Origin of the sequence: Carnobacterium gallinarum DSM 4847 (assembly GCF_000744375.1) — a bacterium.
Taxonomy (GTDB): domain Bacteria; phylum Bacillota; class Bacilli; order Lactobacillales; family Carnobacteriaceae; genus Carnobacterium; species Carnobacterium gallinarum.
This window is the reverse complement of record NZ_JQLU01000005.1, coordinates 868,281-890,863: the sequence shown is the minus strand read 5'-3', so window position 1 is coordinate 890,863 and position 22,583 is coordinate 868,281. Positions and strand designations below refer to the sequence as shown.

25 protein-coding genes and 1 pseudogene are annotated in these 22,583 nt (G+C 29.9%); 9 read left to right on the top strand and 17 right to left on the bottom strand.

What is annotated here, in order from left to right; genetic code table 11:
* Positions 1–12: 12 nt before the first annotated feature.
* From BR43_RS08970 to BR43_RS08900, 15 genes and pseudogenes are all read right to left on the bottom strand, one after another.
* Positions 13–360, bottom strand: a complete 348-nt coding sequence (locus tag BR43_RS08970; protein ID WP_034561301.1) for a hypothetical protein — start codon at positions 358–360, stop codon at positions 13–15.
* 563 nt (positions 361–923) lie between these two features.
* Positions 924–1,289, bottom strand: a complete 366-nt coding sequence (locus tag BR43_RS08965) for a hypothetical protein (RefSeq protein WP_245617846.1) — start codon at positions 1,287–1,289, stop codon at positions 924–926.
* 55 nt (positions 1,290–1,344) lie between these two features.
* A complete protein-coding gene (locus BR43_RS08960; protein ID WP_051933887.1) occupies positions 1,345–1,746 on the bottom strand; it encodes a hypothetical protein in 402 nt (133 codons plus the stop codon).
* A 238-nt stretch (positions 1,747–1,984) separates the two neighbouring features.
* Complete coding sequence (locus tag BR43_RS08955) at positions 1,985–2,383, bottom strand: hypothetical protein (protein ID WP_051933886.1); 399 nt, start codon at positions 2,381–2,383, stop codon at positions 1,985–1,987.
* 12 nt (positions 2,384–2,395) lie between these two features.
* Positions 2,396–2,632 (bottom strand): hypothetical protein, encoded by a 237-nt coding sequence (locus BR43_RS20180; RefSeq protein ID WP_034561296.1) that lies wholly within the window; start codon positions 2,630–2,632, stop codon positions 2,396–2,398.
* Between the two features lie 197 nt (positions 2,633–2,829).
* A complete protein-coding gene (locus BR43_RS08945) occupies positions 2,830–3,234 on the bottom strand; it encodes a hypothetical protein (RefSeq protein ID WP_034561294.1) in 405 nt (134 codons plus the stop codon).
* 135 nt (positions 3,235–3,369) lie between these two features.
* Positions 3,370–3,813 (bottom strand): hypothetical protein, encoded by a 444-nt coding sequence (locus BR43_RS08940; protein ID WP_051933885.1) that lies wholly within the window; start codon positions 3,811–3,813, stop codon positions 3,370–3,372.
* A gap of 119 nt (positions 3,814–3,932) precedes the next feature.
* Positions 3,933–4,145, bottom strand: a complete 213-nt coding sequence (locus BR43_RS19110) for a hypothetical protein (protein ID WP_051933884.1) — start codon at positions 4,143–4,145, stop codon at positions 3,933–3,935.
* Positions 4,146–4,272: 127 nt separating this feature from the next.
* On the bottom strand, positions 4,273–4,665 hold the full coding sequence (locus tag BR43_RS08930) for a hypothetical protein (protein ID WP_034561291.1): 393 nt from the start codon (positions 4,663–4,665) through the stop codon (positions 4,273–4,275).
* A gap of 20 nt (positions 4,666–4,685) precedes the next feature.
* Positions 4,686–6,020, bottom strand: a complete 1,335-nt coding sequence (locus BR43_RS19555) for a T7SS effector LXG polymorphic toxin (protein WP_084679853.1) — start codon at positions 6,018–6,020, stop codon at positions 4,686–4,688.
* Positions 6,017–6,364: a hypothetical protein gene (locus tag BR43_RS08920; RefSeq protein WP_034561289.1), complete on the bottom strand. Its 348-nt coding sequence runs from the start codon at positions 6,362–6,364 to the stop codon at positions 6,017–6,019. The genes BR43_RS19555 and BR43_RS08920 overlap by 4 nt, the downstream gene beginning before the upstream one ends.
* Positions 6,354–6,638, bottom strand: a pseudogene (locus tag BR43_RS08915) (DUF3130 family protein). Before BR43_RS08915 ends, BR43_RS08920 begins: the two are co-directional and overlap by 11 nt.
* A gap of 311 nt (positions 6,639–6,949) precedes the next feature.
* Entirely contained in the window at positions 6,950–9,172 is a 2,223-nt protein-coding gene (locus BR43_RS08910) for a putative mucin/carbohydrate-binding domain-containing protein (RefSeq protein ID WP_034561287.1), read from the bottom strand.
* 425 nt (positions 9,173–9,597) lie between these two features.
* Positions 9,598–10,482 carry a helix-turn-helix domain-containing protein gene (locus BR43_RS08905; RefSeq protein WP_034561285.1) on the bottom strand — a complete coding sequence of 295 codons (885 nt, stop codon included), beginning with the start codon at positions 10,480–10,482 and terminating at the stop codon, positions 9,598–9,600.
* A 188-nt stretch (positions 10,483–10,670) separates the two neighbouring features.
* Positions 10,671–12,941, bottom strand: a complete 2,271-nt coding sequence (locus BR43_RS08900) for an alpha-galactosidase (RefSeq protein WP_084679850.1) — start codon at positions 12,939–12,941, stop codon at positions 10,671–10,673.
* Between the two features lie 90 nt (positions 12,942–13,031).
* Between BR43_RS08900 and BR43_RS08895 the strand changes: the two genes are divergently transcribed.
* The 3 genes from BR43_RS08895 (at position 13,032) to BR43_RS08885 (ending at position 15,390) form a co-directional block, all read left to right on the top strand.
* A complete protein-coding gene (locus BR43_RS08895) occupies positions 13,032–13,856 on the top strand; it encodes an AraC family transcriptional regulator (RefSeq protein WP_034561282.1) in 825 nt (274 codons plus the stop codon).
* A 146-nt stretch (positions 13,857–14,002) separates the two neighbouring features.
* Positions 14,003–14,848 (top strand): hypothetical protein, encoded by an 846-nt coding sequence (locus tag BR43_RS08890; protein ID WP_245617845.1) that lies wholly within the window; start codon positions 14,003–14,005, stop codon positions 14,846–14,848.
* Between the two features lie 194 nt (positions 14,849–15,042).
* Positions 15,043–15,390: a hypothetical protein gene (locus tag BR43_RS08885; RefSeq protein ID WP_034561280.1), complete on the top strand. Its 348-nt coding sequence runs from the start codon at positions 15,043–15,045 to the stop codon at positions 15,388–15,390.
* Positions 15,391–15,573: 183 nt separating this feature from the next.
* On the opposite strand, the gene BR43_RS20175 is transcribed toward BR43_RS08885, so the two are convergent.
* Positions 15,574–15,723 (bottom strand): hypothetical protein, encoded by a 150-nt coding sequence (locus BR43_RS20175; RefSeq protein ID WP_169741036.1) that lies wholly within the window; start codon positions 15,721–15,723, stop codon positions 15,574–15,576.
* 36 nt (positions 15,724–15,759) lie between these two features.
* Positions 15,760–15,915, bottom strand: a complete 156-nt coding sequence (locus BR43_RS19550) for a pre-toxin TG domain-containing protein (RefSeq protein WP_084679847.1) — start codon at positions 15,913–15,915, stop codon at positions 15,760–15,762.
* A gap of 251 nt (positions 15,916–16,166) precedes the next feature.
* Between BR43_RS19550 and BR43_RS08880 the strand changes: the two genes are divergently transcribed.
* The 6 genes from BR43_RS08880 (at position 16,167) to BR43_RS08860 (ending at position 22,517) form a co-directional block, all read left to right on the top strand.
* The gene (locus BR43_RS08880) at positions 16,167–17,102 is read left to right on the top strand and encodes a ThiF family adenylyltransferase (RefSeq protein ID WP_084679843.1); all 936 of its coding nucleotides are present in this window, start codon (positions 16,167–16,169) and stop codon (positions 17,100–17,102) included.
* Complete coding sequence (locus tag BR43_RS08875) at positions 17,103–18,401, top strand: periplasmic substrate-binding domain-containing protein (protein WP_034561277.1); 1,299 nt, start codon at positions 17,103–17,105, stop codon at positions 18,399–18,401. It begins immediately after the preceding gene.
* Entirely contained in the window at positions 18,402–18,536 is a 135-nt protein-coding gene (locus tag BR43_RS20610; protein ID WP_281173962.1) for a hypothetical protein, read from the top strand.
* A 156-nt stretch (positions 18,537–18,692) separates the two neighbouring features.
* A complete protein-coding gene (locus tag BR43_RS08870; protein ID WP_245617844.1) occupies positions 18,693–19,697 on the top strand; it encodes a hypothetical protein in 1,005 nt (334 codons plus the stop codon).
* Positions 19,681–21,363 (top strand): gluzincin family metallopeptidase, encoded by a 1,683-nt coding sequence (locus tag BR43_RS19885; protein ID WP_034561276.1) that lies wholly within the window; start codon positions 19,681–19,683, stop codon positions 21,361–21,363. Before BR43_RS08870 ends, BR43_RS19885 begins: the two co-directional genes overlap by 17 nt.
* Complete coding sequence (locus BR43_RS08860) at positions 21,360–22,517, top strand: MFS transporter (RefSeq protein ID WP_245617843.1); 1,158 nt, start codon at positions 21,360–21,362, stop codon at positions 22,515–22,517. Before BR43_RS19885 ends, BR43_RS08860 begins: the two co-directional genes overlap by 4 nt.
* The last annotated feature ends 66 nt before the right edge of the window (positions 22,518–22,583 follow it).

Below are 22,583 nucleotides of genomic sequence, written 5' to 3'. Positions count from 1 at the left end.
AAGTCATTATTTTCAACTATACTCTATAAAGATAACTTGATTCCTATTTTTTTCTAGTAACTTCATTATTTTTGTTAATATTTCTTGAGGTATAGTATCTAAATCTGATCTATCAATTGATTTAAATTGACTTAATGCTTCTTCATTGTTTGGAATTTGCCAAGGGCTATCATCATACCAACCTTCATATAAATTATAATAATATGCTAAAGATTGCCATTTACCATTCACAGGTTGTACTTTTCTCATTATTTCATCAAAATAACCATCCCACATTTGAATACCTACTTTTTCATTGTTTACAAATGCATAAATATCAATCTCTGGATTTCCTTCAAAATCTTCATAATAATTATCCATATACAATTTCCTTTCTATTCTTTCCAGTGTCCAAAGGGGAAACTTAAATTTGAATAACTATCGCTAGTTGTCAGGTTTTTTAACTGTTATCCCCTAAAGAAATATACACTTCTTTAGGTACATTCCTTAATTTTATCTACTAGACCTCTAAGGTTGTTTTAACAGATAATAAAAGTTCTAACCATTCGTCCTTCTCGCTACTATCTTCAGAAATAACAACATTAGTTCTTTCTTGAAGGTACTCGTATAAATTTTCAAAACTAATATAAGCTTCACAGTTTTCATCTGCAGCTGGTTTATCAGCCCTTAACAGTACATGTCTACCATGATGAAGTAGGTTAACATTAAAGCATCAACTTCATTTTTATCAGTTAGTAGGATATATTCTGCATCCATTCATTTCACTCCTTAAATTTTTAATCAAGCATTATAAAAAAAGCAGAAATTAAATTCACAAAATAGCAGTATGTATCACAACGATAGTATCCATTGCTATTTTACCTTTAGTAACTATTGAGAATAGTACAAAAAAATAGTGATTTTCAGACTAACCATATTATTAGTTAATTGTACTCAATATATATATCCGTTAAACTATTGTCTTGCAAAAATGAGATAATCACATCAATTAGTTCATCTAAATCTTTTTTCAACGAATTTTGATTAATTTTACTACTATCGAAATATTTCAACTGACCAATAGTTAAATTTACATCCTCAATTAACCAAGGTGAATCATCATACCAACCTTCATGAGCAAAATATTCTGTTATTATTCCTCTTTTTTCTACCTCACAATCTAATAAATTATCTAAAATAGTTTCAAAATACCCATTCCAAATAATAAGTTTATTCTCATTAGCTGTAAAAGTAAGTTCTGCTTCACCCTCATAGCCATCAAACAATTTATTATTTATCATTGTCTTCATTCCTTGTATTCCTTTTTTTTATCTCTATTAAATCATAGTTTATTCTCATTATTAATTAGGCGCCATTCTTATTCCAGAAATAATCTGATTCTACATGTGGAATACGATTAACTTCCATCATCTTAAAAGTTATATTAGCAAACAACGGTGCTATAGTTAGCTTTGCATCAATAAATTCATCTATACTACTGTCTGAAATGGAAATATCATGAGCGTAGTAGCCTAATTGCCCTCTTGTAAAATTACGAGTCAATCTGTCAGTAGAGCGATCAAGCTGATCAGTATCTTCATAAGATAATTTGTAACAATGAATAAATTTGATACTGTAATCAAAATCTTTAGTATCTTCAAATATTAATTCAATCTCATCACCAAAAAAGTTGATTCTGAAATCCAAAATTTCAGCATCCCAGTAATTGGTAGCATTTATGTCTTCTTGCATTTTCTCAATTTTCATTTCAACTTTTCCTCAATTTTAGTTATTGTAAGAGATATGTCCATCAACACTTGCTCTATCAACTATTGTCCATCAATAAAACTAAAATAGGTTAGCGCAATTTTATCAACATCAGTATTATTTTTAATCACTTGATATTCTTCACTCATTTTTTTCTTCATCGTTATTTAAGCTACATCATTCTCACATTTAGAAAAAGTTCATTTTTCATAACTAAAATCTGAATTTACTTTTAATATTATTTAGTGTTGTTATTCCAAAAATAATTTTTATCAGCATGTTCTATCTTAGTTATTTCAATATTTTTACACGTTACTTTAGCAAAAAGAGATGGTAATTGTAAGTCAATTTCAATAAAGTTTTCTATTGAGCTTTCTTTTACACTTATATCATGTGCAAAATAACCTAGTTGCTCTCTTGACATATTTCTCACATCTAAATTATTCCAGCGGTTTCTAGCATCATTTTCATAACTAACACTATAACAAGTTAAAAGTTTTAAAACATAGTCGGTTTCATCATCATTTTCAATTGCAATAGACACTTCATCTCCAAAATAATTGATAGAAAAATCTAAAATTTGGCTATCCCAATAGTCCATTTGATTAATTTGTTCTTGTAAAGTACTAATTTTCATAAGTGAATCCTCCTATTTTTTGTATGGAATATGAGCTTCTGAGCTTTTTTTATTTACTACATTTCCATTAATATCTAGTGGTTTAAAATCTGACTTAAATAAGTGAACATGGTCATATAAAGTCTGATTATCTGGGGGATCTATACGTAATCGTATAACACCCTGCTGATCTCTAACATGAACAAAACCATTATTTTCAGTATAACCCCAACCCTTAGGTAAACTATTTAATAGTTCATTTTTTGACATATTAGGTATATTTGAAAAATCATTTGAATATACAAAAAAATATTGATTTTCAGACTAAGTTTATTTTTAGTTAATTGTATTCAATAGATATATATCTGTTAAGCTATTATCTTGCAAAAACGAGATAATTGCATCAATTAGTTCGTCTAGATTTTTGATCAATTTCACTACTATTTTCAAAATAACTATTAATAAGTCTATCCTAACTCTTTAATAGATACTAAAGGTTCGCCGACAGTCAATACATCCGTAATATCATTATGAGTAAGTATTACGAAATGGGTAAAACTTGATTTTGATCTACTTCCAAATGAATCATGTTCTATCCACTCGCTAAATTTAGAATTATTTACTGTATAAAATAAGTTGTTTTCAAAAATATTTTCTTCATGTGTACCTATAATTTCATCAATTGTCTTCCATCTATCGCCTTCATCTGATGTTCTAAATGAAATAACATGATCTTTGAATACTGCTGTTATCTTATGTTTTTTATTTATTAATTCTAATGTTAATCCCTCTGAATCATAAATTATTTTATTTAATTCGTACGGTCCGTCTGGAATATCTTCTTTATACCACTTATTCCAAGTTTCATTCATTTAATTTCCTCCTTCTTTTTGATGGATAAAAAGAACCAATCCTAAATATTCTCAGGACTGATTCATAAGAATAATGTATATTTGTGATTATTCTCGATTCAAAGCGTACACAATTCAACTTTCTATCTACGCAAACTACACTTCTTCGTCTGAGTCTAAATCTATTTTTCTCGCAAATGGTTCAATTGATGTAGCTTCCATTTTTGAACAGTAAAAGTTAAGATACTGAAAACCATCATTTTCCCCATAGCCGCTATCATCATGAATATGAAACCTTTGATTACTTGCCCAACCATTTTTCTTGTTATCTTGTACAATCAGCCTACCACCAATTGGAATTCTGTTCACTTTGTTCAATACTAATTCGCTGACTTCGGTATACTTAATTTTAGCTAAATATTCAATACTTTGATCCAAATTACTGTAAATAAATGACAATATTAAATAATGCTTCGAGTCATTATCATAATCTAAATCTATTTTGTACTCTACGCCTACTATCTCTTTAAATAAAAATCGATCTTCATTATTTTTGATTGTGTTTAAAACTATTTCTGAATTACTCAAATTTTCAAACATTTCATTCTCCTTAATTATTAAGATTTATAATTTTTATAGGAATGAATATAATTTCGTTAGTAATAGGATCAATTTCACCTACTCTAAGTATACCAATATTATCAACAAAGTATTTTATTTCAGAAACTTTGTTCATACCAACCTTCATATAAATTATAATAATATGCTAAAGATTGCCATTTATCATTCACAGGTTGTACTTTTCTCATTATTTCATCAAAATAACCATCCCACATTTCGATACCTACTTTTTCATTGCTTACAAACGCATAAATATCAATCTCTGGCTTTCCTTCAAAACCTTCATAATAATTATCCATATATAATTTCATTTTTATTCTTTCCAGTGTCCAAAGGGGAAACTTAAATTTGAATAATTATCTCTAGTTGTCAGGTTTTTTAACTGTTATCCACTAAATAAATATATACTTCTTTAGGTACATTACTTAATTTTATCTACTAGACCTCCAAGGTTGCTTTAACAGATAATAAAAGTTCTAACAATTCTTCCTTCTCACTACTGTCTTCAGCAATAACAACATTCACTCTTTCTTGAAGGTACTCGTATAAATTTTCAAAACTAATATAAGCTTCACAGTTTTCATCTGCAGCTGGTTTATCAGCCGTTAACAGTACATGTCTATCATCTAAAGGTTTTGATAATTTACTATGATCATATTCATCTAAATCATCTTTAAAAAGAATACTTATAAATTCTATCCCAAACCCTTCTTTTTTTGAAAAATTCTCGAATGCTCGTTTTAAATAACTTCGGTCTACCATAATGAAGTAGGTTAACATTAAAGCATCAACTTCATTTTTATCAGTTATTAGGATATATTCTGCGTCCATTCATTTCACTCCTTAAATTTTTAATCAAGCATTGGAAAGAAATTCGTAACAATTCCATTAGTATCTAGGTAACCTTTAAATCTTAACCCGTTTGGTGCTTTTCCAATAATAGAACGCCCGTCAGGCTGAATTACTCCTTGCTGAATCGCCTCTGAACCCCAATGGAAGATTAGTTCATCACTAATAACATTTGGATCATAAAGGGTTTTAGGATCTCTCATTACTTTGTATGATATTGGATCAGCAATTTCACCTGTTGGTCCTTTTTTAGGAATTTGATAAACAACTTCATAAATTCCCTCAATAAAAGGATGTTTCTTCTTACTCACAATTACATTTTCTAATTCCAAACCTTGTTCTGTGAAAACTTTATTAAATTCACTTCCATTGTGGCCACCACTCACACCATTTCTAGTTGTGATTTTTTCAACATTTTTCAAATGATTTTGGGCATTTGCGCTAAACTTAAAATTATTCATTGGAGTTGTTTTTTTAGGTGCTGTTGGTTCATTGTTTACTTTACCACTGTTTCCACCTTTTACTCTTGGTCCGGAGTAATAGTTTTCCCCAGCTGAATATAATGACGGTCCCGTATTTGCAAGAGCAACATTTGTCCCAAACGACTCCATCGCCGCCGCACCACCAGCAACCTCTGCCATATTCTTAAAGTTTTCCCTATCTTTCTGCTGGGTCTTTTTCACATCATCCCTATGTTTTTTATGGTAATGATCTAAGTTTTTTGACCAATTTAGATTCATAAAATGAATCGGACTATATCCTTGTCTGTCTCCGTTAAATGAACGTTGTTTACCTAGTTCATCCAACCCTAACAATACTTGCTCAATCAACCCATTTAGTTCTGAAAAGTCACTATCATGTCGATGAATGAACTCTTGAAAATCTTCCATTAACTGAACTTTTTTCTCGGCTTGTAGAACGCTATAATCATTAAATAAATGACCTAACCCAGGTATTTTTGAAGCTTGTTCAGCAATTTGATGCAACCAATTCGTTTTATCTCTTTGTAACTCATCACGTCTACGTTGTAAATCTTGTAAATGGTCCAAATCTAACTTTACTCCTGAAGTGGTGACTTCACTTTCAAAGGCACGGATAAAATTTTCTAGCCTTGTAATCGTTGTATAAAATACATCACTTAAGCCATCCAATATTGGTGTATACCCTGCTGAAAAATAAGACTTCGTGGAAGACCAGGCAACGCCCTTTAACTTCGTATCTCCTGAAAATTCTTCAATTGTTCCGTTGGTTCCAGTAAAACTCAAGCCTAATGTTAATTTTAACTCTTTCATTTGGCCAAGTAAATGTTTGTATTCCCCAATATCCATTTTAGTCATTTTAGTGTCCCTCCATTCTTCACAAAATGAAGGTCATCTTCTAATTGACTGTAAGCTTTCTTTTCTCGATAATAGTCCTCTTCTGTATCCGCGATCAACTGTTTAATCTTCTTTTGTGCATACTGCGTTTCAACTTCAATCTCAGCGATTGTTTGGTCAATAATACTTGCATATTCAGTCCCTCTGAAAATTTGCTGTTCTTCGTCTAACAACTCAAATTCTTTGATTTTGAGTCCTTCGATATCTTCATATAATTGATCTAAGTCATTGGTTTTGCGGAGCAATTGACTTAATTTTTCAGAAGAATCAACTATTTTTTTCTGTAGCTGTTGTTTATCCGTCAAAACGCTTCTCATTTTCTTGATCTTTTTCAATAAATGTCTGGTTAATCTTCAAAATATTCTCCGCATCATTCTGAATCGCGCCACTCACATGATTCACTGCACTTGCAAATTTAGAGAGCAGTGACCCTAAATCATTACATGAACGACCAGATTAATAACCAAATGAAGGCAACTTCGTTAAATCCGTTCCTTTATTTTTCATTGTAGTGGAATGGTTTGTAAATCGAGTAGAAAAGCTTTCAGCCGTTTCAGAATGAGTTGTAATTTCTCCCAATGTGTTCACTCCTTTTCTGTCTGTTTAACTAAATTAAACCACGGTTGTTATAAATTGTAAATAAATTTATTGTTTCTATGTGTAATAAATATATAATATATAGGTTTGTATTATTTTCTATCTGATTGACAGACAGAAAAAACAGATAAGGAATGTTCACCACATCTGTTTTGCAATATAAAAAATTCAGTTATCTATTTTTTTCAATTATATATGTATGTGGCATAATGCTGTATAGGTTATAATCCTACATAAAAAGTAGAAGATAGATTATAAATCTATCTTCTACTTTTTTACATTACCTACTAGTTCTATTTAAATAAAGAAGAAAATTTATTCATAAATTGAGTTTTGTACGGTTCGTCCAATAGTTTAATGGCAGACAAAAGTTGTTTTTTATCTGTTGATTCTTCATAAGGAATAGGGGTCTTTTCTTCTTCCTCTAGCAAACTAGTTCCCTTTGAATCAATTTTTTTTATAAGATCTTGCTGTGGATCATTTTGCAATGTTTGATTTTGTAATCCCCATTTTGTCATTATCCAATGGTTCGATCTTTGATTTATATCTATAATATTGTCTGATGAAAGAAGTCTATCATCTGATTCTGCATGATAAATTTTTATATAATCTCCTTCACTTAGAGAAAGTTGATCATTACTAACTACTGCATTGGTTCCTTCTACTGATTTTTCATATGTTACAAGCCCAGTATCCTTATATACAACTAGTTGTGAATAGAGTTTCCCACTAAAATAACTATGCGGACTAGTATCATTTATAGAAAATAAAGCTTCTTGATTATTTAAATTTGTAGAAAATGTTCCGAATAGTTTATCTCCTAATCCTAAAAATTGGATTGTCTGATTTGCTAGGTTGCTTATTTTAATTTCATTCAATGCAATTGTTGTTTCATTTTCATTCTCTTTTACATAAACATAAAAATTATCAGGAACATAATCTGACATTTTCCCACCTGAGAATTTCAAGCTATAAATTCCATTTGGAATATCTTTAAAACTAATTTGTTCTCCATCAATTATTTGTGAAGCCACTTCCTTAGTTCCATCTTTCAGGGTAATTTTGATTCCCTTTAAATCCTGAATATCGTTAGATTTTAATTGAAGCGTTAGATTTCCACTCAAGTTAAGACTTGCTATATCCTGATTTTGTACCATTTCAAAATTTGAATTAATTAGAATAGAATCGTCCAATAACTCACGAGCACGACTTAGTTGACTTTCAGGAACAAGGTCAGCTAGTGAAGCCACTGCAGGGTAGCCCGCAAAACGATTTTTTGCAGATTGGCTTTCATCAATAGTTAATCCCCATTTTTTTAAGGCTGGGGTAAAATCTTGTCTGCTCGTTTCGCTATAATATTTATTTAGTAAATCAGGTAATAAATAATCCGCTTTATCAAAATCAGGTTGGTTCGCTAATTTACGGTATCCTTGATACATTTTTGTGAACGCATCATTGCCTGCTTTTTGTTTCAACATTGTCAGTAAAATAAGTTTTTCTCGTAAATTGGCTGAATCATACGTTCCTTGATTGACAATCATTTTTTTATATAAATCATTTTCTACATTTTCTTTATTTCCATACTCAAATAACCAGCCTGTTTGATCTGCTTCTTTTCCATATTTTTCGTATTGATACTGAGCTCCAAATAAATTATTTGAAACTTCTCCTGTATACATTCCCATACCGTCAAATCCGGTTTGATATCCATGTGCAATTTCATGTAAAGTACCCCAATGGTTTTTGGTTAGCCACATGTCTATGGTAGCATAACTATTGGCTGTCCAGTTTGGTCCATAGTAAGCTCCCCCAGGACCATTAAGATCTGCTTTTAAAAAATAGCGATTTTGGCCATTTTGATTTTCCACTGAAGAATCATCAAATCCAGCCATCTGATTATAATATGCAAATATGTCATTGTAATAGTCAATAAGCTCATCTAAAGAAGCAAAATTATTTAAATTTCGTACCATTTCTTTATCTCTTTTGGGAATTAATAGTTGGAAGTCATTTCCTTTAACTAAAGCATAATCACCATCAAATTGATCCCAAGCGTTAAAAAAATCATCTTCGCTCGTTTTATATTGATATATAGGTAAAGGTTTTTGAGGTATTGAACTTTCTATTTTATACTCTAATTTGGGCGAAGCACTTCCATAAGGAGTATCAACAAATGGAATCAAGGGCTCCGTACTACTAATCTGAGTCCAATTAAGTCCAACACTTACACTTTTTTCAGTTTTAGAGTCATTGCCTAACAATCGGACAGTCAAATTTTCTTTAAAATTTGGATTGACCTGCCTTACCGATAAAACAGTATTTTCTTTTAATATAAAACCTAAATCTTGACGATCATGATACATTCCTTTACTCATACCAGAATTAAAAATCCATGTAGGTTTTGGTATGCTAGTTACTTCTTTTAATAGGGTATCTGGAGTCTGGGCTTGTACATGCATTACCCCAACACTTAAACACATACACATAACAACTAAATAAAATATACCTTTTTTCATTTTTTCTCCTCCAATTCTATAATATAGTGATTTGTTCATATATAATAATATCATATTTTAAAAACGATACATTGTTATTTTTTTGTATAATTTTTAATTATTTAATATAATTAATTATATGTTCATAAAGTTGTAACAAAGAGTGGTATAAAAAGAGATAAGAAACGATTGGATAAATAGTTGCAGATGTACAAGGAATTCATGCCGTGCTTACGTTTACTGCTACAAATTTAAAAAATTAGCCACATGGCTATAAAAAGGCAGGATATTTGTTATTTTTTATCTACAATCTAAATTATATAATATATATATTTCTGTTATTTTCTATCTGAGTTACAGACAGAAAAAACAGATAAGGAATGTTCACCACATCTGTTTTGAAGTATAAAAAATTCAGTTATCTATTTTTGTCATACGTAAATGAGTTAATTCTTAAGTTGGAAATCCGTTCTATCTTGCTCAATCACTGTTAACAAAATGTCATTTTGATTGATCGCTGCTAATGTATGAGCGTAAGAATAATTTATTTTGGCTTCTGCATGATTTCCGATTTTAAACAAATTAAAGGCTTTTTCATAATAGAGTCTATCCAAGTCGTAATTTAAGTGTCGTTCTTGTTGCAAATTAATTCCCGATAGGCACAGATCTAATGCTTTTTGGTATTCTTTAATGTCTGAATAAAATTTAGCGGTTGTATAATAAATCTTACAAATTTCAATTGTATCCATATTTGAGCTTGAATGAGTAGTCAGGAAAAAATCATCCAGCTGTTCAAGTGATCTTTCAAAATAAGTGAGTGCCTTCACTTTTTCTGATTCCATATAATAGGCCAATCCGATTCCATTCGTTATTAAAATATCTAAAAAATCAAGCGTTTTTTCTAATTTAATGTCCAATGCTAAGTGAAAATTATAGTGAATATCTGAAAAGTTTTTAGTCCAAGTCAAGTCGGTTATTGCGTAATAATAATAGTAGCGTTTAAGTTCATAATCTGTTTTTAAATTACTAACGATTATCTGGTTTCGGACAAAATCATAAGCTTCTTCATTTTTAAATTGACTTCGCAAAATCTGCAGTTGTGTAAATAATCGATTGCTAGGTGTTTCTATATCTATTATATAGTTCATAAGTTCTGTTAAGTCCATATTTAATCGTTGACCAACCTGTAATAAGATACTTAAACTAGGCATGCGAGCATTGTTTTCTAGATTACTAATGCTTCCTTGAGTACAAATTCCAAATGCTAGCTCTTCTTGACTTAAACTTTTTTCTAAACGTTTTAATCGTATTTTATCTCCTAAAGAATTCATCTTATCAAGTTACCCCCCCTATTATTTTTATTGTTTATATTGTATCATATAACATATAATATAGAAATTTTTAAAATAATATGTTTTGATAAGGAGGATTATTTATGGAGTTTGAAATTATTGTTATTTCCCCATTTGGAAATGCACCTTGGGGATAAACTCCGATTCACAAACCAGCGAAGGGGTCACTACAAAGATAGAAGATAAAGAGGTCTTAGTTTATAAAAAAGCCTTATAAAATCCATATTTAATTGGATTTTATAGGGCTTATACTCGGTTAATCCTTTTTTTTTAAAATGAAAAAGCAATGTTTTGAAATCTTCTTTTATTCTTGGAATCGTAAGGCCCGCTTTATTTAATTCACTCCCACTAAAAGTCTCACCCGTTGCCTGATTTACATAGTCAGAAGACTCATCTAAATAATGTAATGGTAGATACTGAACTGGAACAGAGGGGCGAGCTAATCCGTTAAAATAGATAATGATTGCTTCATCTTCATTTAAGAATAGCCAACTTGAGGCAAAAAAGGTATTTGGCATTTGTAGTCGAAAGAATTGTCCAAATTGAAATAGTGGACGCATCTGTTTATAAAAGCTTATTTGTGAGTGAATCTCTTGCTTTTCGTTTAAATCAAGTTGGGTGAAGTCTAATTCATACCCTAAATTTCCACTCATAGCAATATGTCCGCGAGTTTCTAGTGACGTGATTCGTCCAACTTGGTGATTGGGAACTTGAGAAACATGGGCGCCCATCATAATTGGGGGATAAAGGAAGCTATAGCCATACTGAATCAAGGTTCGGCTCAAGGCATCGGTATTATCGCTAGTCCAAGTTTGAGCCATATAATGCATCATCCCAGGATCAAAACGTCCACCACCACTGGAACAATTTTCAAAAAGACAGTGAGGGTATTTGGTTGTCAGGCTTTCCAAGATTCGATAAAGCCCTAATACATAACGATGAGAGACCTCTTTTTGCTGTACCGAAGTCAACAATTGACTGGCAACTTCAGTTAAATGACGATTCATATCCCATTTAATATAACTGATTCTCCCGCTGTCTAAATAACTAGACAAGACATCAATCAAATAATCTTGTACATCAATTCTGGATAAATCTAAAACAAATTGACGACGTCCTTCCGTCATAGGATAATGAGGAACTTGCAAGGCCCAATCAGGATGTAAATCGTATAAATAGCTATTTTTAGAAATCATTTCAGGTTCAAACCATAAACCAAATTCCATTCCTTTTTGTCTAATTTTTTCGGCTAATCCTTCAATTCCATGAGGTAATTTTGTTAAATCCGTTGTCCAATCCCCTAAAGAACTTGTGTCGTCTTGGCGTTTTCCAAACCAACCATCATCTAAAACGAATAATTCAATTCCCATTTCCGCAGCAGCATTTGCTAGCTTGTCTAAAGAGGCTTCATTTAAATCAAAATAGTTAGCTTCCCATGTATTTAGTAAAATCGGACGTTCTTTCTCTTTAAAATAAGTAGGTGCAAGATGATTTTGATACAGTTGATGGAAAGTTTGTGACATCGCGTTTAACCCAGTTTCACTATAAACAAGAACGGCTTCAGGGGTTTGGAAGGTTTCTTGCGGGTTTAATTGCCATTCAAAAGTTCCTTCGTGAATCCCAATAACCACTCGACTAGAACCATACTGCTCCGCCTCGACTTGCGCTGAAAAATTTCCACTATAAATAAGATGGAAGGCTCGAACCTCACCAGAGAATTCAGTCGTTTCAGGAGCAGTTAACGCCATAAATGGTTGATGTTGTGGACTACTTGTTCCTCTAGAACTCTCTATTTTTTGAATGCCTGAACGAATTGGGGTGCGGGTAATTCCAGCTTCATTTGTATGAGAGCCATCAAGGGTAATCAAATCAAATTGTTGGGACGGTAGATCTATCATCAAACTAGCTGTATTTTCTAAAAAGACAGATTGTTGACTTTGATTTTCAAAACGAACGGTTCGGGTGATGACCGGAAGATTTTCAAAAAGATGATAAGACAAAATCATTTTTAACTGACTAATAGCATCTTCCAGCGTCAGTTCCAAGGTTGTCACATCTTGCTGATTTCCAAAAGTAGCGGGGAGTCCTGTGAGCTTAGGTTTGCCTTGGATCACTTGATAATCAACATAGGAAAAATCAGTCACGTTTGTTCCATTTTCTAATCGAATTTGATAGCCTGCAATTCGGTGATCGCCATTTCCTTGTGTGCTGTATTCTAATGGCAAACTATTTAAAGAGAAATCTCGCAACGTTGGAATTGGATTTGTCGCAAAGCCGCGGTCAATCATTTGAATTTCGTTGGAACCATGATAAGATGAAAGAACACTTCCCCAATAGCGATGGGTAATATATTTATTATGAAGGATTTCAATAACATAACTGACAGATGAGTTTTTTAAATGAAATAAAGTCTCGTTTTTTTCGACTGTAATAGGCATAATAATCTCCTTAGTTTTATTTATTAACGTAAGCATAAAAGAAATATAGGATAGGAACAAGAGTAAGTAATTTTATTGGAGGGTAAAAAATTGCAGGATTTTCCAGAAATATTTAATCAACTATTTCATTATTTAGATACACATCGATTGCCTTTCATTAAAGGAATAGGCTACAGTCAACAAAAAGAAGAGTATTATTGGGAAGGCATGAATAGACAAGATACCCATTATATTTTGCAATATACTCTTAGTGGAAAAGGTTTTTTAGATGTGGGGAGGAAGCGTTATTGTCAGGAGCAAGATTCTTTCTTTTTAGTTCCTGTACCGAGTCATCACAGTTACTACAAGCAATCTGAGGATGAATGGGAATTTATTTATATTGAATTTTCCAAAGAAATCGGCACATTTTTGTTAAATTCAATTGAGCCACTTGTTACATTACCATCAGATAATTCCTTAAAGAAGCTGTTACTTCATTTTATCAAAAGACAGTTAAGCCAAGAGGATTTGCCAATTTTTGAAAATGCCAAAATTGCCTATGAATTGGTTCTTGAAGTGATGAAGTGCAGCATGGACGCGCGGAGGCGTGAAAGACCAGAATTTATAGAAGAAGTCTATCAATATTTAGTCGATGATTTTGCTTCGGATATTTATTTGGATGAGCTGGCGAAATATTTTCATGTATCAAAGTACAAAATTATTCGGGAATTTGATCGTTATTATGGTGAATCGCCAATGGCTTTTTTGAAAAGATATCGTATTTTTCAATCTTTAATCCTGTTGCGAAATAATCCAGAATTAGCAATTAACCAAGTTGCGGAGCGAGTTGGGTTCTCAACTAGCAATTATTTTGCAAAAGTTTTTAAGAAAGAGATGGGAGAATCCCCAAGTGAATATCGGAGTAGTAAAACGTGATGAAAGATTTTGTTTATAAAACGTTTGCATTTATTAAGAAATAAGCCGGAAATTTAACTATTTACAAAGTGATAGTCTATATTTAATCTCACTTAAACTTGTTATAATTATGGGTATAAGATACTTTAATAAAAGGAGTGTTTGTAATGAAAATGAAGTTGGCATCAGTACTTTTTTTGGGAGGAACATTAGTAACTTTAGCTGCATGTAATAATGGAACAAAAGAGGATAGAAATGTAAGTAGTTCAGAAATGAAAACAAGTAAAGAAAGTTCAAGAGAGATGAGTAGTTCTGTTTCGAGTCAAGTTGAAAGTAGTGTTACAGCAAAAGCTATTAAAAATGAGTTGAGTGTTGAAGGATCTTGGAGTGCGGCTGGAAAAGAGGATCAAGAGAAAAGTGATTGGAATTTCAATAATGGAAAACTAATAGTGAATGGTGAAACGAATTTCACTTATGTAGTTAGTGAAAATGTTGACAAAAACGGCTATACAGTTGTAACAATCAGCAATAACGATGGAATTGCCCATGCTCTTTTATTGAAAAAAACAGACACCGGTATGGATGGAGTAACAGTAGAAGATGCTGCATATCAAGACTATCTGAAGAATGAAACCGTTCCGACAAATCAACAAGTTATTGGATTTACAATAAATAAAGCCACAGCGTCTACATGGAGTGGTATTGATGAAGCAATTGATTTTTACGAAAGCACGTATAAAAATACAAATAATGACATTAGCAAAGATATTTCATGGGATAATTATCGTCGTGATCTATGGAGTGTTGTTGCAGATGGAACAACTGGAAATAAAATGACTTTACACTTTACTAATATTAGTGGAGCTGGTGGAAGCTATACTCAATTTATTAAAGGACCTGAAACCACTGAGATTATTAATTTTGATGGAAATGCGTCTTATCCTGATAGTCCAACGGCAAAATATACCGTTCGTAATTCTGATTACGTTGTGATTAATACAGAAAATATGTAAATAAAGATTAACTAAATATTTTCGTAGTCAAAGAGTATCTAGTTGGTTTTGATACTCATTTAAAAGGCTAAATTTTTTAGGATTTTCTGTGAGTCTTGTAAGAGATAGTAAAAATCATAAATCTCCACTATAACGTTTCACTTATTTTATGCTAAACTTAAGAAAGTAAATGTAAGTGAAAAGGAGTGTGGATTATGGCGAAGATTTATAAGGGAACGGGACTATTTAATAAAGATGCGATTGGTATTTATGACGATCATAAGATTTACGAAGGAACAGGATTTTTCAGCAAAGATGTGATTGGTTCTTACGGAAAAGGCAAGATTTACAAAGGATCAGGCTTGTTTGGTAAGGAAGAAGTCGGTAGTTATAAAGATGGCAAGATTTATGAAGGCAAGGGGCTATTTGGGAAAGATGCAGTTGGTAGCTATGAAGATGGGAAGATATACAAAGGAACAGGTTTATTTAATAAAAAAGCCATAGGTAGTTATGATGGCGATGATTCAGGTGGCGCAGCAGCAGCTTTGTTATTGTTGTTATGAGTTAAAAGTTGAGGAAATATAGAAGAGATTTAATTTAAAAGGTATACTCCACAAAAAAAGACTCTTTGTCAATAAGGACTGATGAGCTAAAATGAGAGTGGCTATGAATGAAATGATTTCGTTTCATTCATAGTTTTTTTGCCTTCTTTTACCACTTGAAATAAGCTTCTATACATCACGAGTTCATTTGGTTTTGAAAATCAGTCCCACTAACTTTTCAAGCTTCCCAACATCCTCAAAATACCCAACCTTATTCAACAGGTTCAATTCTTTTTCTGTCAAATTTAACCCTTTAAGTGCTTTGTTTCCAGCTTTTAATTCCTTTGCTGCCATCACCATTTTGGCTTGTGGTAATAATAAGATTGCTGTCTAAAGTCCCGCTTCTAAACGACCTACTTTATCACCAGTTACTGGATCTTTTCCAGTGAATAGACGGTAAACATCATATGCACCGGTTAATTCGCCAGTCAGTGTGACAGCGGTCATCCCCATTTCCTTCAAATAGTCTTGTGATTGGGCATACATGATATTGACAATGTTGCGAATTTTCTGTAAAATTAGAATTGCATTAAAAAACTTGTTTTATTTTAAGTTTTCTATTACATATTATTTAATAAAAGGAGGTATGCAATATGGAAATCGAACGCGAAGATGTACGTGAAATGATTGAGCGCTCTTAATTTTTTTATTAAGTGTTATGGTATCAAATGAAAGTAATGAGTCGATTAGTATTTATTAATTGACTCATTGTTTTATTTACGTAAGGAGTTAATAAAATGTATAGATTGAAAGAAGCAGTAGTAGTATACAGAAACCAAAACAAAACCATTGTTCAATTAGGAACAAAGAAATTTACAATAGTTGATGAATTTTCACAATTTTATAAATACATTACTAATGGTAATTTGATTGATATTAATACAAAAAAAAAAACAGAAAAAGAATATGTTAATTTTTTAAAAAAAGAAAATTTAATTACTGAAAGTGTCAAATATGTGGATGATAGATTTATTAAGAATGAGTATTTTTTCGAAGACATTAATAAACATTATAAAAAAAGTACATACCAAGACTCAATAAAGAAAAAGCATGTTATTATAATTGGACTGGGCGGTTTAGGTACTATCATATTGCAAAATTTAGTTGCGATGGGGGTTATGGAATTTACTTTAGTTGATAAAGACAAAGTAGATTTTTCCAACTTGAATCGGCAGTTATATTTCACACCAAAAGATATAAACAATAGCAAAGTTGAAGTTGTACAGAAATATTTATTTAAATATGATTCTAAAATTAATGTAAACATTTCAAAAACATTCATTACAGATGAGACAATCGATGAAATTTTTTTTGGAAAAGAATTTGACTTGATAGTTAATGCTGCTGACACTCCAACTAATATAGTTAGTATTATTGCAAAAAGAGCTATAAGTCTTGATATTCCTTTCATAACAGGAGGTGTGGGACTTAGAACTGGACATTTTACAAACATATTGTCAGAAAATAAAAAAATTGCAAATCTGATTAAATATCAAGAAAATAATGACCGTGGAAAACCAATGATTGGTTCTATAAGTTCTACCAATATGATAATTGGCTCTATTATGGCAAATGAAATATTAAATTTTTGGACCAATAATAAGCAATGTGAACAAAGTAGAATCAATTATTTGAACTTTGAAAACTATCATCTTGAATGTGAGGAATTGTAAATGAATATTGGCGTAGATGTATTTCCAGTTAATTTAATCCCTTTTTCATCCTTTGATTATGCAACAAAAAGCTTGGTTGGACTTTTTTATATACCTATTGTTTCAAAACAAGAAAATCAATCTCTAGCAAGAGTTTATAAACATAATAAGTTAGAGTGGAGTATTGTTTTAAAAAAAGATATAAAATGGTCAAATGGAAAAGAAGTAGAACCAAGAGATATTATTGATACTTGGAAATATATATTTTATCATTGTCCCTTATTTTCTAAAGAATTTGATTGGATTAAAAACTGGAAAGATGCTCGAAATGAAAAATGCTCATTTAATAAAATAGGTTTATCTATAAAGAAAAATATTATTAACATAACTTTGCAGTATCCCGTTGATGTAGAAATGTTACTTTCAAATATAGGTTATACCCCAGTGTATCTAGATTGCAAAAAAAAAATACTTCCTATTGGGACTGGGCCCTTCGTACCTTTAGAAACGGATTTATTTTGCTACAACAATAATGAAATGTATCCTCTCTTTTTTTCTAAAAAATTACAATTAATACTTACTAATTCACCAATCGATGCTGTAGAAAAATACGAAAATAGTGTAATTGAAGTAACTCCTACGACTTTATTTAACCCTATATTATTAGATACTCTTGTAGGTACACAGATTTATAGAAAATCTAATATACATGCTGGAATCGTACTGGTAAGTAATAGAGCTAAAAAAATGAAGATTACCCTTCAAAATTTACTTCACGAATTTGAGTTTAATGAATTTAATATTAACAAAGCTGATAACTATTTTTTTTTAATGGATAACAAATTAAAACAATATCCCAAAAAGTCAATTGGGGATGAGAGTAAATATCAGAAAAAAAATATTACTATTGGAGTTGTTGATTTTTATCCTAATTTTGAGATTATATCAAGTATTTTTAAAGACTATAATATAAATATAATTGCAATAGAATTAGAAAACATAAATAAATCAATTGAAAAAAACAAAGAAATAGACTTGTTTTACAATTTATTTACAACAACAGTTTTAAATGACTTTTCATTACTTATGAGTTATATACCTTTTTTTGAAGAAGAAATAATCGACGATTATTTAAAATTATTAAATAATTTTGATATATATGCACTAAATATTTTAGAAAAAATTGAAATTAATAATTTTTTGAAAGCACACTCTCAGTATATTCCGATTGGTAATCTATATCACCGATATAACTGCAAATATGAAAATAGACAATTAGAAGTAGATGAGAATGATACTTATTTTTTAAGGAGCATTTAAATGAATTTTAAAATTACTAGATATTTAAAGTCAGAAAATACAGAAAAAATAGAAAAAATGTTTGGAGTTGTTCCTAAAGAAAAAGAAATATTTAAAAAACCAGATTTATCATATTTGGAAGACTCCCAAATATGATATATAACAGGAGCTTCTGGAACTGGAAAGAGCATCCTAGGCAGATTAATTCAAAAAACATATAAATATAAAGAAATTGAGAATACTTTTAACCGAAATATTCCAATAATTGATGCACTCGAACTAGATTTTTCAGAAGCACTAGCTACATTAAATATGGCAGGATTATCAGAAGCGTATCTATATTTAACACCTTACAAATATTTATCTACGGGTCAAAAATTTAGATTTGAGCTAGCATTTGCAATGACTAGAGAACATGAAAAAATATTAATAGATGAGTATTCAGCATTTTTAGATAGAGATACAGCAAAAATTGTGAGTTATATGTTTCAAAAATTTATTAGTAAGAGTAAAAAAAGGGTTGTTATCATAACTGCAAATGATGATATTGAAGATTATATACTACCAGATACAGTAATTCGCTTTGATGATTTTAATAGAATTGAAATATATAAAAAGAAGAAAGACACTAACTCTAATCTTTTTGAAAGAGATTTTGAAATTTTGAAAGGCAATTATGATGATCTACAGCTTTTAGAAAGATATCATTACTTTGGAGATGTTAAAGAGGGTACTTTAATAAGAAGAAAAGCAAAGTTCTATTCTCTTTACTATAAAAAAAAGTTAATGGGAATTGCCATTACTACTTCGCCATATACTGATACAGTAACTGAAACTGACTTAATTAATATTAATGACTCACTAAGAATTATATACAGAATCATATTACATCCTAAAATTCGTGGGATTGGAGGCACTAAATTATTATACAATCACTTCTTAAAAAAAGAAAAAAAATTATTATTTATTAGAAGTGCTATGGCTGTAGAACATCCATTTGTATCAAGTTTAGGAATGATTGAAAATCAGCATGTAGATTACGAAAACACTAGTGGATATCAAAATCTTCTTAAATTAATTGATCACAACAGTGATCAAAAATCAGTTTTCGAGACAGCTACAAATTTATTAGGACATATTATGTGGGAAGAGTATAAAGGTTATTTAAATATTATTGGAGATAAATCAAATTTAACAGAAACTTTTTTTATTGATGTAGTGAAAAATACTTTTAACAGAAATAAAGATTTACAACTAGTTTTAGAAATTTTAAAACCTATAGTTATGAAGGAGTATTACTATGACAATAGACTATGATTGGAATTTAAACGATATATTTAACTCCACTGATTCATTTTATCATGCGATTAATGAATGCAATGAATCTTTTGAATATTGGGAACATAAATCAAATTACCTAGAAGTAGACCTTCTAGATAATTTTAAAAATATTGAGAAAACATACAGTAAATTAAATAAAATTTATTGCTTTGCATTTCTTCAGTTTTCAATAAGTAACAACGAAAATTCTGTGAAACGAAAATTTGATTTAGCAACAAAATCCTATGATATTTTTGATCAGCTTGTAGTAGACTTTAAAAAAAATATACTTACAAAATATTCATATGATTACATTACAGAGTTAAAAAAAGTTGAATACTTTAAATATTATAAAAAATTTTTAACTGGACTGTTAACTGAGAGCAAAGATGGAAATACACTATTTCAACAGATTTCTCCGTATACCGAATATCAAAAAATAATGTATACAAAGAATAGTATTGGTAGTATTCAAAGTAATGAATCTACGATAGAATTATATCACACTAATCAATTGTTTTTTTTGATGCATGACAATCAAGAAATTAGAAAAAAAACGTATAATCAATTTTTAGATTTTTACTTAGACATTAAAGATCAAGTAGCATATTTATATAAAATTGTAGTAATAAAGTTCAATTTAGATAGTCAAAATGAAGGTTTCTCAAATTATTATGAAAAATTTTTATCTAGTAGTCTTGGTATTTTTTATAAAGAAATAAGTAGTTTCATACTATATGAAACTGCGATTAGTCAAGAAATTGTAAATTATCAAAAAAAAATGACAGGATTAAAAAAAATAAGCTACAGTGATTTGTATTATGAAAAAAAATATAGTGATTATATTATTTCTAAAGAAAAAGCAATTGAAATACTTGAAAAAATTTACAGAAAAATCAGTAATGACTGGGCACTTATTTTTAGAAAAATGATTAATGAACGTTGGATAGATTGGCATTCAAAAAAAGAAAAAAGGACAGGAGGATTCTCTATAAATGTGTATGAGGTTCACCCTTATATTCTTTTAAACTGGACTAATGATTTAAATGGATTATATACATTAGCACATGAAAGCATCGGTGCAATAATAAATTATCAATCTCGCAACGTAAATTTTCTCAATACGCAGCATAGTGTACTTATCACTGAACTTTACTCTCAAATTATGGAAAATGAAGTAAATGAATATTTAATTAATACCTATTCAGACGAACCAAACATGAATAGTTTTATTAAAGAAAGAGAGTTAGTTAGATTCAAAGATAATATTATTAAACCAATAATGAATACAGAATTTGAAATTAAAAATTTTCGTGACCTTAGTCCTGGATTGTTAAATTCAAAGAAATTCTCTAATAATTACGAAAAAATATCAAAGCTAGTATATGGAAAATGTGAAGATTTTGATTCTAATAACAAAAATAGCGTTAATTGGGTAAAACAAGCTCATATTTTCAAGCCATTTTATGATAGTAGTTACGTTGTTACATTTTTACTAGCAAAATATATAAAGACTAAGAAAACGGGCTATCAAGATTTATTAAAGGTTGCTAAAATAGGGGCTCAATATAGTGATGAAGAAATTTTAACAATTTTTCTAAATATTGATTTAACAGATTTTATAAAAAGTACAAAAGAAAATTTAAGGAGTTTTTCTACTTGAATATTAAACTTATGAATAATATATATATATATGGATTTTGGGCTTCTTTGTTTTTTGAGAGAACTATATGGTTAAATTATTTGAAACATAATAACTACTCAATTGTACAAATAGGTTTTTTACAAACAATACTAACTTTAGTTATGTTTATTTCAGAATTACCTTCAGGAGTACTTACAGACAAATTTGGAGCAAAAAAAGTGATGTATGTTGGACACTTATTTATATCTCTATATTTATTAATGATGTTATTTAATATTAATATTGGATTTCTTATGTTTGGATTTATGTCATATGGAATTGGATTAGCACTAATTTCAGGAAGCGACCAAACTTTACTTCATCAACATAATCCTAAGCAAACGTATCAGAGTAAAATAGGTAAATATACCGCTTATTCAATAATAGGTATGACTTTGAGCTCGATTTTTGGAGGATATTTGACTACAATATCATGGTCAAGTATTTTTATACTTGGAATTTTCACTCAAATAATATCTATTTTCATTTTAGTGGGAATAAAAATTTCCAAAGAAAATAAAAATAAAATAAACAAAACCATAACAATAAGTTGTTTGTTTGATAATCTTAAAGAAGTTTTGAAAAAGAAGAACATAAGATACTTACTAATAACTATCGCAATTTTCCAAGGAATTATGTCAGTATTATTAAATTTTACGCAGTTATTGTTAGCGAATAAGAGTTTTTCTCCTTTTGGTTCATCTATTGTAATTTCATTAGGTCTTCTTTCTGCTATTATTTCATCATTTTCAATTGAAAGAATATCTAAAAAAATGGGTCGAAATACTGCTATTAGATGGTTTTTATTATTGTTATCTTCAGGTTTTTTATTGCTTTCATTTTCAAATTTCACATTAATAGTATTGTCATTACTTATAATAAGATTTAGCTTTGAATTTGTAGACACATCATTAAATATTGTAATTCAAGAGTTATCAAATGATAAAATAAGAACGACTTTAATTTCTGGGGTAAATACTTTAACAGCTTTGATAATGTTTGTTGGTACGTCAATAATAACAATCCTATTCTCAATTTTTAATGTTTCTTTTGTTTTTGTTATTTTAGGTGTTGTTCTTGTATTATTTACTAGCTTATTCTATCTCTTATTTTTGAAAAATCATACGACTTAGGTTTATTTGTTCGAATGGTAACTAAATTATAAAAGCAATCTAAAAAATCTAAACTAAAAAGATATG

Bases quoted from the DNA above. Each gene is read 5' to 3' on its own strand.
- BR43_RS08970 (WP_034561301.1), bottom strand. From the start codon at position 360: ATGGATAATTATTATGAAGATTTTGAAGGAAATCCAGAGATTGATATT.
- BR43_RS08965 (WP_245617846.1), bottom strand. From the start codon at position 1,289: ATGAAGACAATGATAAATAATAAATTGTTTGATGGCTATGAGGGTGAA.
- BR43_RS08960 (WP_051933887.1), bottom strand. From the start codon at position 1,746: ATGAAAATTGAGAAAATGCAAGAAGACATAAATGCTACCAATTACTGG.
- BR43_RS08955 (WP_051933886.1), bottom strand. From the start codon at position 2,383: ATGAAAATTAGTACTTTACAAGAACAAATTAATCAAATGGACTATTGG.
- BR43_RS20180 (WP_034561296.1), bottom strand. From the start codon at position 2,632: ATGTCAAAAAATGAACTATTAAATAGTTTACCTAAGGGTTGGGGTTAT.
- BR43_RS08945 (WP_034561294.1), bottom strand. From the start codon at position 3,234: ATGAATGAAACTTGGAATAAGTGGTATAAAGAAGATATTCCAGACGGA.
- BR43_RS08940 (WP_051933885.1), bottom strand. From the start codon at position 3,813: ATGTTTGAAAATTTGAGTAATTCAGAAATAGTTTTAAACACAATCAAA.
- BR43_RS19110 (WP_051933884.1), bottom strand. From the start codon at position 4,145: ATGAAATTATATATGGATAATTATTATGAAGGTTTTGAAGGAAAGCCA.
- BR43_RS08930 (WP_034561291.1), bottom strand. From the start codon at position 4,665: ATGGACGCAGAATATATCCTAATAACTGATAAAAATGAAGTTGATGCT.
- BR43_RS19555 (WP_084679853.1), bottom strand. From the start codon at position 6,020: ATGACTAAAATGGATATTGGGGAATACAAACATTTACTTGGCCAAATG.
- BR43_RS08910 (WP_034561287.1), bottom strand. From the start codon at position 9,172: ATGAAAAAAGGTATATTTTATTTAGTTGTTATGTGTATGTGTTTAAGT.
- BR43_RS08905 (WP_034561285.1), bottom strand. From the start codon at position 10,482: ATGAATTCTTTAGGAGATAAAATACGATTAAAACGTTTAGAAAAAAGT.
- BR43_RS08900 (WP_084679850.1), bottom strand. From the start codon at position 12,941: ATGCCTATTACAGTCGAAAAAAACGAGACTTTATTTCATTTAAAAAAC.
- BR43_RS08890 (WP_245617845.1), top strand. From the start codon at position 14,003: ATGAAAATGAAGTTGGCATCAGTACTTTTTTTGGGAGGAACATTAGTA.
- BR43_RS08885 (WP_034561280.1), top strand. From the start codon at position 15,043: ATGGCGAAGATTTATAAGGGAACGGGACTATTTAATAAAGATGCGATT.
- BR43_RS20175 (WP_169741036.1), bottom strand. From the start codon at position 15,723: ATGGCAGCAAAGGAATTAAAAGCTGGAAACAAAGCACTTAAAGGGTTA.
- BR43_RS19550 (WP_084679847.1), bottom strand. From the start codon at position 15,915: ATGTATGCCCAATCACAAGACTATTTGAAGGAAATGGGGATGACCGCT.
- BR43_RS08880 (WP_084679843.1), top strand. From the start codon at position 16,167: ATGTATAGATTGAAAGAAGCAGTAGTAGTATACAGAAACCAAAACAAA.
- BR43_RS08875 (WP_034561277.1), top strand. From the start codon at position 17,103: ATGAATATTGGCGTAGATGTATTTCCAGTTAATTTAATCCCTTTTTCA.
- BR43_RS20610 (WP_281173962.1), top strand. From the start codon at position 18,402: ATGAATTTTAAAATTACTAGATATTTAAAGTCAGAAAATACAGAAAAA.
- BR43_RS08870 (WP_245617844.1), top strand. From the start codon at position 18,693: ATGGCAGGATTATCAGAAGCGTATCTATATTTAACACCTTACAAATAT.
- BR43_RS19885 (WP_034561276.1), top strand. From the start codon at position 19,681: ATGACAATAGACTATGATTGGAATTTAAACGATATATTTAACTCCACT.